Source organism: Streptomyces hyaluromycini (assembly GCF_002217755.1).
Lineage (GTDB): Bacteria > Actinomycetota > Actinomycetes > Streptomycetales > Streptomycetaceae > Streptomyces > Streptomyces hyaluromycini.
On sequence record NZ_BCFL01000018.1, the window covers coordinates 25,600 to 37,124 of the forward strand.

Here is an 11,525-nt window from a genome sequence, read left to right on the forward strand (position 1 = left end):
AAGAAGCGACATGAACATCGACTGGGCAGCCATCGGCTCCGTCTTCGGCGTCAGCCTCGTGGCCACGGTCGGCCTGGTGGCCCTCTTCACCCTCGGCATCAAGGGCCTCTCCGCCCGCGAACGCGCCACCGCCCAGGGCAACTCCGCAACCCTGGCAGTGACCGCCGCCTACCTCTGCTTCGCCGGCTGCGCGGCCGCCGTGGCATGGGGCATCCACCTGATCGTGGCGAAGGCCTGAGGCCTCGGGCGAACCACCACTCCCTACCGTCCCGCGGGGCGGGGAAGCGCACATTCACGCTTCCCCGCCCCGCGTTTCGCATGTCCTGATCAGACGTAGCCGACACGCCACCATCAGGTCGCCATATCCGCAGGAAATGGCGAAGTGACATATGGCATATTGGGCATAGCCACCTGGTATGGTCGAAGCGATCCCAGCGTTCCGCCAGTCCCGCACTTCGGCCCAGACGCAAAGAAATGAGGGCAGGATGCCCCGGCCATTGGATCCGAGCCTGAACCGACGCAGGCTACGCATCGAGCTGCGCAGGGCACGGGAGAAGGCCGAGTTGACTCAACGTGAGGCGGCCGAAGCCCTGGAGTGGTCGCTCTCCAAAATCATCCGCATCGAGGCCGGCGCAGTCAGCCTTTCGGTCACCGACCTGCGGGCCCTGCTCACCCGCTACGGGGTGACGGACGCCCAGCTCGTCTCCGAACTGGAAGAGGCGGCCCGGGGCTCCAAGGGACAGAGCTGGTGGACGCCCTTCGCCGACGTACTGAACCCGCCGTTCACCCAGTACCTGGGATACGAGAGCGCCGCCGACACCGTACGCACCTACCACGCCATTGCCGTCCCGGGCTTCCTGCAGACGGAGGACTACGCAGAGGCACTGCTCGCCCCTCAGGCTCCGAAGGAGCAGGTGCGCCGCGTGGTGGAACTGCGCACGGCCCGCCAGGACCGGCTCTTCGAGGGAGACGAGTCCCCCGAGCTGATGTTCGTGGTCGACGAGGCGGCCCTGCGCCGCCGGATCGGCGAACCCGCCGTGATGCGCCGTCAGCTGCAGCACCTCAAGAACCTGATGGAGCACCCCCGGGTGACCCTCCAGGTGCTGTCCTTCGACGCGGGCGCCCACTATGCGACGCTCGGCAGCTTCATCCTGCTCGGTTTCAAGGACGACGACGACCTGCTGTGGCTGGAGCACGCGACGGGACAGATCGCCGTCCGGGACGACCACGAACTCATCGCCCGGTACCAGGAGTGCTTCGCGCTGCTCACCGACATGGCACTCAAGGGTGACGATGCCGTCGCCCTGATCGACGACGCAGCACGGGACTTCGGCACCAGTTAGGCCATGAGCCCTACGGGAGGGGCGATGGGGCGGCTCACCGAACAACTTACTGCAGCACTGCGGTTCCGGGGACGTGAGCGCTTCCATGTGATGACGGAGGCCGATGCGCCCCCTGAGGAGCCTCAGCGCATCGATCCCCTGTCGGACAACCAGTTACTCGACCGCATCACCGACCACGACCCGAAGACCGAGAACTTCAAGGCCATTCGCGATGCCGAGAGCAATCAGCGCATAGCGGAGGACCAGGCGTTCTCCAGAACCGCGATCCAGCGGTTCGCCGCCGCGACCCTGTGCATAGTCGCGGTCGTGCTCTCCCTGGGCTTCCTCTGCTACGCGGCTCGTGGCATCCACCTGTCGATACCGAGGCCGGTGGCCGTCGCTCTGGGACTGGCCGCCACGAGTGCCTTCAGCGCGGCCGGTGTCGCTCTCGGCCGTTTCCTGCGGCGCCCGGGCCGGGGCGGGCAGGAGTGAGGTGCACGAGACGACGGACCGGTTCCAGGCCGTATCCCCAGCCCACGCCCCCGGCCAAGGCGACGGCGAGCGCCACCGTCCCCCAGACGATCAACTTGTTCCCAGTGCCGTCCACCAGGAGCGAACCGGCTGCTCCCGCCACGCTCGCCACCAGACCGCACATCACGCAGTACCCCGCGAGGACTAGCCCGTCAGTTCGGTGTGTCCCCCGGCTTCCGCTGTCGCTCCACATCTGGCTCCCCTCCCAGGTCGGTCACATCCGCTCGGCGTCGCTGAAAGGGCGGGATCTGAGCCCCACGAGAAACAAGTGCCAGGGGCTTCGCGCGAGATGGATGAGTGCCGAGCCTGTCGGATCCTTCGTGTCGCGGACCAGCACCCCTCCCGAGACGACGGCAATCCCCACGCAGGTATCGCCGTTCAACGAATGGCTGCTGATCCGCCACGCACGCGCGGACGGGCCCCCGTCGACCACACCGACCTCCTCGACTCGCGAGTTCGCATCTCGAAGGTGTCCGCCGATGCCAGCAAACCGTAGCGTCGCCGCACGCAGCCGGACAGGCCCTCCGAGGAATGGGCCGCAAACGCCCTCCACCACTCGCCCTACCGCTCGCCGGACTCTCTTTTTCAGTCTAGAGAGACCGGACCCGGTCGGCCAGTGACCAAACCAGCCTGTGTGTGGGCCTCAGCACACTCCTCCGTAGCAGGTCAACGGCAAGTTGACGGGTCTTCCAGGGGCGTGGTGGACTTCCGGAGCCATGTACGGCGGCAAGGGAGGAAGCCGGTGTGAATCCGGCGCGGTCCCGCCACTGTCACCGGGGTAGCAATCCCCGGGAGCCAGGAACTCTCACCGCCGGTCTCGTCGAACCAGGGCGCGGACACCCTGAGTGAGGACATATCGCCATGCGCGGCTGCCGACCGAGGTTCAGTACCCGGCCCGTCCCCGACCCCGCGGCCGGCTGAGCCGATGGGTGCCGATCGCGTCTTCGCGTACGGCGCCGCCGCCGGCCTTCTCGGTGATCTGCTGCTCGGCGACCCACGCCGGGGGCATCCGGTCGCCGTGTTCGGGCGGGCGGCCGGGGCCGTGGAGCGGGTGCTGTGGCGGGACCACCGCGGGTGGGGCGCGCTGCACACCGCCGTGTGCGCCGGTGGCGCCGTGGCGCTGGGCGCCGTGGCCCAACGGGTCGTACGACCGTCCACCGCCGCGTCCGTCGCGCTCACCGCGGCCGCCACCTGGGCCGTCGTCGGGGGCACTTCACTGTCCCGCGAGGCCCGCGCCATCGGGCGCGCCCTGGAGGCGGGCGACGTCGAGGCGGCCCGTGCGCGGCTGCCGCATCTGTGCGGACGGGATCCGCAGGCCCTGGACGCCGACGGGATCGCACGGGCGGTCGTGGAGTCCGTCGCCGAGAACACCAGCGACGCCGTCGTCGGCGCGCTGGTGTGGGGAGCCGTCGGCGGGGTGCCGGGGCTCCTCGGGTTCCGGGCCGTCAACACCCTGGACGCCATGGTCGGGCACAAGTCGGCCCGGTACCGGCGGTACGGATGGGCTTCGGCGCGGCTGGACGACGTGGCGGGCTGGCCGGGAGCGCGGCTCACCGCCGTACTGGCCGCCGTGGCCGGGAGTGACACCAAGGGAGCGGTGCGGGCCTGGCGGGCCGACGCGGCGAAGCATCCGAGTCCCAACGCCGGACCCGTGGAGGCTTCGTTCGCCGGGGCGTTGGGGGTGCGGCTCGGGGGGACGTTGTCGTATGGCGGGCGGGTCGAGCACCGGCCGGTGCTGAACGGGGAGGGGCGGGCAGTGGAGGTCGCGGACATCGGTCGGGCGGTGCGGTTGTCGCGGCGGGTGGGGTGGCTGGCGCTGGGGGCGAGTGCGGCGGGGGCGAGTGCGGTAGGGGCCCTGCTGCGCGGATCGCTCTCGGGGAGGGCGTCATGAACAACGGCGGTCTCCTCGTGGCCGGTACCACCTCCGACGCCGGCAAGAGCGTCGTCACCGCCGGTATCTGCCGGTGGCTGGTGCGGCAGGGTGTGAAAGTCGCGCCGTTCAAGGCGCAGAACATGTCCCTCAACTCCTTCGTCACGCGCGAAGGTGCCGAGATCGGGCGGGCGCAGGCCATGCAGGCGCAGGCCTGCCGGGTGGAGCCGACCGCGCTCATGAACCCCGTGCTGCTCAAGCCCGGTGGCGAGCAGAGCAGTCAGGTCGTGCTGCTCGGCAGGCCGGTCGGTGAGCTGAGCGCACGCGGGTACCACGGTGGGCGGCAGCAGCGGCTGCTCGGGACCGTGCTCGACTGTCTCGCCGAGTTGCGGAGCACGTATGACGCGGTGATCTGTGAGGGGGCCGGCAGTCCGGCGGAGATCAACCTGCGCCGGACCGACATCGTGAACATGGGGATCGCCCGGAACGCCGGGCTGCCCGTGCTCGTGGTCGGGGACATCGACCGCGGGGGCGTCTTCGCCTCCTTCTTCGGGACCGTCGCGCTGCTCTCGCCGGAGGACCAGGCCCTCGTCGCCGGCTTCCTCGTCAACAAGTTCCGGGGTGACGTTTCCCTCCTTGAGCCGGGTCTCGACATGCTGCACGGGCTCACCGGGCGGCACACCTACGGTGTCCTCCCCTTCCGGCACGGGCTCGGGATCGACGAGGAGGACGGGCTCCGGGTGTCCCTGCGGGGTACCGTCCGGGAGTCGAACACGGCCCCGCCCGTCGGGGAGGACGTGCTCCGGGTCGCCGTCTGCGCGATCCCCCTGATGTCCAACTTCACGGACGTGGACGCGCTGGCCGCCGAACCGGGCGTCGTGGTGCGGTTCGTGGACCGGCCGGAGGAGCTGGCCGACGCCGATCTCGTCATCATCCCCGGCACCCGGGGGACGGTCCGCGCCCTGGAGTGGCTGCACGAGCGGGGGCTCGCGGACGCGCTGCGGCGCCGGGCCGCCGAGGGGCGGCCCGTGCTCGGCATCTGCGGTGGCTACCAGATCCTCGGCGAGCACATCGAGGACGAGGTCGAGAGCCGCAAGGGGGCCGTCGACGGGCTCGGTGTGCTGCCCGTACGCGTCCGGTTCGCCCGGGAGAAGACGCTCACCCGGCCCGTCGGGAAGGCCCTCGGCGAGCGCGTCGAGGGGTACGAGATCCATCACGGGGTCGGTGAAGTGACCGGCGGGGAAGCGTTCATCTCTGATGACAGAGGACACAGCCTGGACGGCTGCCGGGTCGGGCAGACCTGGGGCACGCACTGGCACGGCTCCCTGGAGTCGGACGGTTTCCGGCGGGCCTTCCTGCGCGAGGTGGCGGCCGCCGCGGGCCGCCGGTTCGTGCCGGCCCCCGACACCTCGTTCGCCGCGCTGCGCGAGGAGCAGCTCGACCGGCTCGGCGACCTGATCGAACAGCACGCGGACACGGACGCGCTCTGGCGGCTCATCGAGTCGGGCGCGCCGCAAGGACTGCCTTTCATTCCACCGGGAGCGCCCGCATGAGCACTGTGTTGTTGTTGTCGACCGCAGACACCGATCTGCTGGCGGCCCGGGCCGCCTCCGGTGCCGACTACCGGATCGGCAATCCGACGCGCGTCGACGTCACGGCGGAGCTGCCCGCGCTCGTCGAGGGCGCGGACATCGCCGTCGTACGGCTGCTCGGCGGCAAGCGTGCCTGGGAGGACGGGCTCGCCGCGCTCAAGGCCGCCGGTGTCCCGACCGTGCTGCTCGGCGGCGAGACGGTGCCGGACGCCGAGCTGATGGCCGAGTCGTCGGTGCCGGCGGGTGTGGTCGCCGAGGCCCTCCGGTACCTCGTCGAGGGCGGCCCCGCCAACCTCACCGAGCTGGCCCGGTTCCTCTCCGACACCGTGCTGCTGACCGGCGAGGGGTTCGTCGAACCGCAGAAGATGCCCGAGTACGGCGTGCACGGCTCCCGTACCCGGGAGAGCGGCCGGCCGACCGTAGGGGTGCTCTTCTACCGGGCCCATGAACTGAGCGGCAACACCGCCTTCGTGGACACCCTGTGCGACGCGATCGAGGCACGCGGCGCCAACGCCCTTCCGGTGTACTGCGGTTCGCTGCGCGGGGCGGACGCCGGGCTGTACGAGATCCTCGCCGAGGCCGACGCGCTGGTCGCGACCGTCCTGGCGGCCGGCGGCACGCACGCCTCGCAGGCCTCGGCCGGCGGCGACGAGGAGGCCTGGGACATCGGGGCGCTCGCCGACCTCGACGTGCCGGTGCTGCAGGGCCTCTGTCTGACCTCCTCCCGGCAGGCCTGGGACGAGTCCGACGCCGCCCTCTCCCCCATGGACGCGGCGATGCAGGTCGCGATCCCGGAGTTCGACGGACGGCTGATCACGGTCCCCTTCTCCTTCAAGGAGCGGGGGCCGGACGACGTCCCGGTGTACGTCGCCGACCCCGAGCGGGCCGGACGCGTCGCCGGAATCGCCGTACGGCACGCGCGGCTGCGGCACCAGCCGAACGCGGAGAAGAAGATCGCGCTGGTCTTCACCGCGTACCCGACCAAGCACTCGCGCGTCGGCAACGCGGTGGGGCTCGACACCCCCGCCTCGGCGGTAGGCGTGCTGGACGCGCTGCGGGATGCCGGGTACGTGGTCGAGGGACACCCGGACAACGGCGACGAGTTGATCCACCGGCTCATCAACGCCGGTGGCCACGACGTCGAATGGCTCACCGAGGAGCAGCTGGCCGCGGCGCCCGCGCGGGTGCCGCTCGCGGACTACCGGGCGTGGTTCGAGAAGCTCGACCCGCAGCTCCGGGACGCGATGACGCAGGCGTGGGGCGAGCCCCCGGGCTCGCTGTACGTCGACGGCGACGACATCGTGCTGGCCTCCCTCCAGTTCGGGAACGTCGTCGTCATGATCCAGCCGCCGCGCGGCTTCGGCGAGAACCCGATCGCGATCTACCACGACCCCGACATGCCGCCGTCCCACCACTACATGGCGGCGTACCGGTGGCTCGACAACTCTTTCGGCGCCGACGCGATCGTCCACATGGGCAAGCACGGCACCCTGGAGTGGCTGCCCGGCAAGGGCCTCGGCCTCAGCGGCGGGTGTGCGCCGGACGCCGTGCTCGGCGAACTGCCGCTGGTCTACCCGTTCATCGTCAACGACCCGGGTGAGGGCACCCAGGCCAAGCGGCGCGGGCACGCCACGGTCGTCGACCACCTGGTGCCGCCGATGGCCCGTGCCGACACCTACGGCGACCTGGCCAAGCTGGAGCAGCTGCTCGACGAGTACGCGCTGGTGTCGGATCTGGACCCGACGAAGGCGCCGGCCGTCCGGGCGCAGATCTGGACGCTGGTGAAGGCGGCCGAGCTCCACCACGACCTGCACGTGGACGAGCAGCCGGAGGAGGACGACTTCGACTCGTTCGTCATGCACATCGACGGCTATCTGTGCGAGATCAAGGACGTGCAGATCCGCGACGGCCTGCACATTCTGGGTGGCGGCCCGGTCGGCGAGCCGCGGGTGAACCTGGTGCTGGCCGTGCTGCGCGCCTCGCAGGTGTGGGGTGGGCAGGCCAACGCGCTGCCGGGGCTCAGGGCCTGCTTCGCGGCCCATTTCGGGCTGGTGGAGAAGGAGTTGCTGGCCGAGCCGGGCGCGCCGGTGAAGGTGCCGGTGGAGCTGACGGATCTCGTCGAGGGTCCGTCGCGTACCGCCGCCGACGCGATCGACCTGCTGGAGCAGCTGTGCCGCCGGGTCGCGGAGGGCATGGAGCAGCGGGACTGGGCCGTCGCCGAGAGCCGCGTGATCGTACGGGAGGTCCTCGGCACCGAACTGCCGGACGGCGTGGCGGTGCTGGAGTTCGCGTGCAACGAGGTCGTACCGCGCCTCGCCCGGACCACGGACGAGATCGGGCACATCCTGAAGGCCCTGGACGGCGGTTACGTCCCGGCCGGCCCGTCCGGCTCCCCCACCCGCGGCCTGGTCAACGTCTTGCCCACCGGCCGGAACTTCTACTCGGTCGACCCCAAGGCCATCCCGTCCCGGCTGAGTTGGGAGGTCGGCCAGTCGCTCGCGGACTCGCTCGTGCAGCGGTACCTCCAGGACACCGGCGCGTATCCGAAGTCCGTCGGCCTGACGGTGTGGGGCACGTCGGCGATGCGCACGCAGGGCGACGACATCGCCGAGATCCTGGCGCTGCTGGGCTGCCGTCCGGTGTGGGACGAGGCGTCGCGGCGCGTGACCGGCTTCGAGGTGATCCCCCTCGGCGAGCTGGGTCGGCCGCGCATCGACGTCACGGTGCGGATCTCCGGCTTCTTCCGGGACGCGTTCCCGCACGTGGTCGGGTTGATCGACGACGCGGTGCGCAGGGTCGCCGAGCTGGACGAGCCGGCGGAGTCCAACTACGTGCGGGCCCACGCCGACGAGGACACGGCCGAACACGGCGACCGGCGGCGCGCGACGGCCCGTGTCTTCGGGTCCAAGCCGGGGGCCTACGGCGCCGGGCTGCTGCCGCTGATCGACGCCCGCAACTGGCGCTCCGACGCCGACCTCGCCGAGGTGTACGCGGTGTGGGGCGGTTACGCCTACGGGCGCGGGCTCGACGGGCGGGCGGCGCGCGGGGACATGGAGACCGCGTTCAGGCGGATCGCCGTCGCCGCGAAGAACGTGGACACCCGCGAGCACGACCTCGTGGACGCCGACGACTACTTCCAGTACCACGGCGGCATGGTCGCCATGGTGCGCCATCTGACCGGCACCAACCCCGAGGCGTACGTGGGTGATTCGGCCACGCCGGACCAGGTGAAGACCCGGACGCTGGGCGAGGAGACGCACCGCGTCTTCCGGGCGCGGGTCGTGAACCCCCGCTGGATGGCGGCCATGCGCCGGCACGGCTACAAGGGCGCCTTCGAGATGGCGGCGACCGTCGACTACCTCTTCGGCTACGACGCCACCGCCGGGGTCGTGGACGACTGGATGTACGAGAAGCTCAGCGCGGAGTACGTCTTCGACGCGGAGAACCGGGACTTCATGAAGAAGTCCAACCCGTGGGCGCTGCGCGGCATCACCGAACGGCTCCTGGAGGCCGCCGACCGGGGCCTGTGGGCCGAGCCGGACGCGGACACCCTGGAGCGGCTGCGGGCGACGTACCTGGAGCTGGAAGGCGACTTGGAGGGCGACGACCAGTGAGTACCCCGTTCCCGTTCACGGCCGTCGTCGGCCAGGACGACCTGCGCCTCGCGCTGCTGCTGAACGCCGTCTCGCCGGCGGTCGGCGGCGTGCTGGTGCGCGGTGAGAAGGGCACGGCGAAGAGCACCGCCGTACGTGCCCTGTCGGCGCTGCTGCCCGGCGTGGACGTCGTCGCCGGCTGCCGTTTCTCCTGCGACCCGGCCGCCCCGGACCCGGCCTGCCCGGACGGCCCGCACGAACCGGGCGCCTACGAGTCCCGCCCGGCGCGGATGGTCGAACTGCCGGTCGGCGCCTCCGAGGACCGGCTCGTGGGCGCGCTGGACATCGAACGTGCCCTGGCGGAGGGCGTGAAGGCCTTCGAGCCGGGCCTGCTGGCCGACGCGCACCGGGGCATCCTCTACGTCGACGAGGTCAACCTTCTCCACGACCACCTGGTCGACCTGCTGCTGGACGCGGCCGCGATGGGCGCGTCGTACGTGGAGCGCGAGGGGGTGTCGGTCCGGCACGCGGCGCGCTTCCTGCTCGTCGGGACGATGAACCCGGAAGAGGGCGAACTGCGGCCGCAGTTGCTCGACCGGTTCGGACTCACGGTCGAGGTGGCCGCCTCCCGCGAGCCCGACCAGCGGGTGGAGGTCGTCCGGCGGCGGCTCGCGTACGACGACGATCCGGCCGGTTTCGCGACGCGTTGGGCCGGCGAGGAGGCCGCCGTACGGCAACGGATCGTGGCGGCACGGGAGTTGCTGCCGTCGGTGCGGCTGAGCGACGGGGCGCTGCGGCAGATCGCGGCGACCTGCGCGGCCTTCGAGGTCGACGGCATGCGCGCCGACATCGTGATGGCCCGGACGGCGACCGCGCTGGCCGCGTGGGCCGGACGGACCGAGGTGCTGGCGGAGGACGTACGGCAGGCCGCGCTGCTGGCGCTGCCGCACCGCAGGCGCCGTAATCCCTTCGACGCCCCGGGACTCGACGAGGACAAGCTGGACCAGACGCTGGAGGAGTTCTCCGGCGAGGACGACGAGGACCCCGATCCGGACGGCCCCGGCGGAGGGGGCGGCGGCCCGTCGCCCGAGGACGGCGGCCCGCAGGGCGGCGACACGGGTGCGCGGCCCGAGGCCGGCGAGGACGGCGAACCACAGGCCTCCGGCGCCGGTGCGGGCGAGCAGGCTCCGGCGCGGGCGTCCGAGCCCTTCCGCACCAGGGTGCTGAGCGTGCCGGGCATCGGGGAGGGCGTCGCCGGACGGCGGTCCCGGGCCCGTACCGAGCACGGGCGTACGACGGGTGCGCGGCGGCCCCGCGGGACCCTGACCAAGCTGCACCTGGCGGCGACCGTGCAGGCCGCCGCCCCGCATCAGCGGGCGCGCGGGCGGTCCGGGCCGGGGCTCGTGCTGCGGCGGGACGATCTGCGGCAGGCGAACCGGGAGGGGCGCGAGGGGAACCTCGTGCTGTTCGTGGTCGACGCGTCCGGGTCGATGGCGGCCCGGCAGCGGATGAGCGCGGTGAAGGGGGCCGTGCTGTCGCTGCTGCTCGACGCGTATCAGCGGCGGGACAAGGTGGGGCTGGTCACCTTCCGGGGGGCCGCGGCCGATGTGGCCCTGCCGCCGACGTCGTCGGTGGACGCGGCCGCGTCCCGGCTGGAGTCGCTGCCGACCGGGGGGCGTACGCCGCTCGCGGCCGGGCTGCTCAAGGCGCATGACGTGCTGCGGGTGGAGCGGTTGCGGGATCCGGCGCGGCGGGCGCTGCTGGTCGTGGTGACGGACGGACGTGCCACCGGCGGGCCGGAACCCGTCGCGCTGGCCGGCCGGGCCGCTCGGCTGTTCGCCGCCGACGGGGTGGCTTCCGTGGTCGTGGACTGCGAGTCCGGGCCGGTGCGGCTGGGGCTCGCCGGGCAGTTGGCGGGTGACCTGGGCGGTGCGGCGGTGACGCTCGACGAACTGCGGGCGGACTCGATCGCCGGGCTGGTCAAGGACGTTCAGGGTCGTTCGAGGAGGGCCGCGTAATGCCGCAGGGACAGCCGAGTGTCGTGCCCGATGACGGTCTGACGACCCGGCAGCGGCGCAACCGGCCGCTCGTCGTGGTGCACACGGGGATCGGGAAGGGCAAGTCCACCGCCGCCTTCGGGCTCGCGCTGCGGGCCTGGAACCAGGGGTGGCCCATCGGGGTGTTCCAGTTCGTCAAGTCGGCGAAGTGGAAGGTCGGCGAGGAGAACGCGCTGCGGGTGCTGGGCGCCTCCGGCGAGGGCGGCTCCGTCGACTGGCACAAGATGGGCGAGGGCTGGTCCTGGGTCCAGCGCGACGCGCAGATGGACAACGAGGAGAAGGCCCGGGAGGGCTGGGAGCAGGTCAAGCGGGATCTGGCGGCCGAGACGTACCAGCTGTACGTGCTCGACGAGTTCGCGTACCCGATGCACTGGGGGTGGGTGGACACCGACGAGGTCGTCGAGGTGCTGCGGAACCGGCCCGGGACCCAGCATGTCGTGATCACCGGGCGGAACGCGCCGGAGAAGCTCGTCGACTTCGCCGACCTCGTCACCGACATGTCCAAGGTCAAGCACCCGATGGACGCGGGGCAGAAGGGGCAGAGGGGCATCGAGTGGTGA

The 11,525-nt window shown here is 71.7% G+C and carries 9 protein-coding genes and 1 riboswitch; of the genes, 8 read left to right on the forward strand and 1 reads right to left on the reverse strand.

All coding sequences use genetic code 11. The features are described from left to right. Positions 1-10: 10 nt before the first annotated feature. The 3 genes from SSP29_RS13255 to SSP29_RS13265 all read left to right on the forward strand — a co-directional run bounded on the left by SSP29_RS13255 (position 11) and on the right by SSP29_RS13265 (position 1,814). Entirely contained in the window at positions 11-238 is a 228-nt protein-coding gene (locus SSP29_RS13255; protein ID WP_089100818.1) for a hypothetical protein, read from the forward strand. Between the two features lie 247 nt (positions 239-485). Continuing rightward, a complete protein-coding gene (locus SSP29_RS13260; protein ID WP_089100819.1) occupies positions 486-1,343 on the forward strand; it encodes a helix-turn-helix domain-containing protein in 858 nt (285 codons plus the stop codon). A gap of 3 nt (positions 1,344-1,346) precedes the next feature. Beyond that, positions 1,347-1,814 (forward strand): hypothetical protein, encoded by a 468-nt coding sequence (locus SSP29_RS13265; protein ID WP_145968889.1) that lies wholly within the window; start codon positions 1,347-1,349, stop codon positions 1,812-1,814. Between the two features lie 253 nt (positions 1,815-2,067). Here the strand turns inward: SSP29_RS13265 and SSP29_RS61185 are convergent, their stop codons facing one another. Next, positions 2,068-2,409 (reverse strand): DUF397 domain-containing protein, encoded by a 342-nt coding sequence (locus SSP29_RS61185; protein WP_368669240.1) that lies wholly within the window; start codon positions 2,407-2,409, stop codon positions 2,068-2,070. A 127-nt stretch (positions 2,410-2,536) separates the two neighbouring features. Next, positions 2,537-2,678, forward strand: a riboswitch (cobalamin riboswitch). A 100-nt stretch (positions 2,679-2,778) separates the two neighbouring features. Here SSP29_RS61185 and SSP29_RS13275 point away from each other — a divergent pair. From SSP29_RS13275 to cobO, 5 genes are read left to right on the forward strand one after another with little or no spacing between them, the layout of a single operon-like run. Beyond that, positions 2,779-3,744 carry a cobalamin biosynthesis protein gene (locus tag SSP29_RS13275; RefSeq protein ID WP_089100822.1) on the forward strand — a complete coding sequence of 322 codons (966 nt, stop codon included), beginning with the start codon at positions 2,779-2,781 and terminating at the stop codon, positions 3,742-3,744. After that, the gene (locus SSP29_RS13280) at positions 3,741-5,276 is read left to right on the forward strand and encodes a cobyric acid synthase (RefSeq protein WP_089100823.1); all 1,536 of its coding nucleotides are present in this window, start codon (positions 3,741-3,743) and stop codon (positions 5,274-5,276) included. Before SSP29_RS13275 ends, SSP29_RS13280 begins: the two co-directional genes overlap by 4 nt. Further along, complete coding sequence (gene cobN / locus SSP29_RS13285) at positions 5,273-8,929, forward strand: cobaltochelatase subunit CobN (protein WP_089100824.1); 3,657 nt, start codon at positions 5,273-5,275, stop codon at positions 8,927-8,929. Before SSP29_RS13280 ends, cobN begins: the two co-directional genes overlap by 4 nt. Beyond that, complete coding sequence (locus tag SSP29_RS13290) at positions 8,926-10,926, forward strand: putative cobaltochelatase (RefSeq protein WP_089100825.1); 2,001 nt, start codon at positions 8,926-8,928, stop codon at positions 10,924-10,926. The genes cobN and SSP29_RS13290 overlap by 4 nt, the downstream gene beginning before the upstream one ends. Next, entirely contained in the window at positions 10,926-11,525 is a 600-nt protein-coding gene (gene cobO, locus SSP29_RS13295; protein ID WP_089100826.1) for a cob(I)yrinic acid a,c-diamide adenosyltransferase, read from the forward strand. Before SSP29_RS13290 ends, cobO begins: the two co-directional genes overlap by 1 nt.

What these genes read in the sequence shown, in the direction of transcription:
- SSP29_RS13265 (WP_145968889.1), top strand. Translation starts at nt 1,347, where the DNA reads ATGAGCCCTACGGGAGGGGCGATGGGGCGGCTCACCGAACAACTTACT.
- SSP29_RS13255 (WP_089100818.1), top strand. Translation starts at nt 11, where the DNA reads ATGAACATCGACTGGGCAGCCATCGGCTCCGTCTTCGGCGTCAGCCTC.
- cobO (WP_089100826.1), top strand. Translation starts at nt 10,926, where the DNA reads ATGCCGCAGGGACAGCCGAGTGTCGTGCCCGATGACGGTCTGACGACC.
- cobN (WP_089100824.1), top strand. Translation starts at nt 5,273, where the DNA reads ATGAGCACTGTGTTGTTGTTGTCGACCGCAGACACCGATCTGCTGGCG.
- SSP29_RS13260 (WP_089100819.1), top strand. Translation starts at nt 486, where the DNA reads ATGCCCCGGCCATTGGATCCGAGCCTGAACCGACGCAGGCTACGCATC.
- SSP29_RS13275 (WP_089100822.1), top strand. Translation starts at nt 2,779, where the DNA reads ATGGGTGCCGATCGCGTCTTCGCGTACGGCGCCGCCGCCGGCCTTCTC.
- SSP29_RS13280 (WP_089100823.1), top strand. Translation starts at nt 3,741, where the DNA reads ATGAACAACGGCGGTCTCCTCGTGGCCGGTACCACCTCCGACGCCGGC.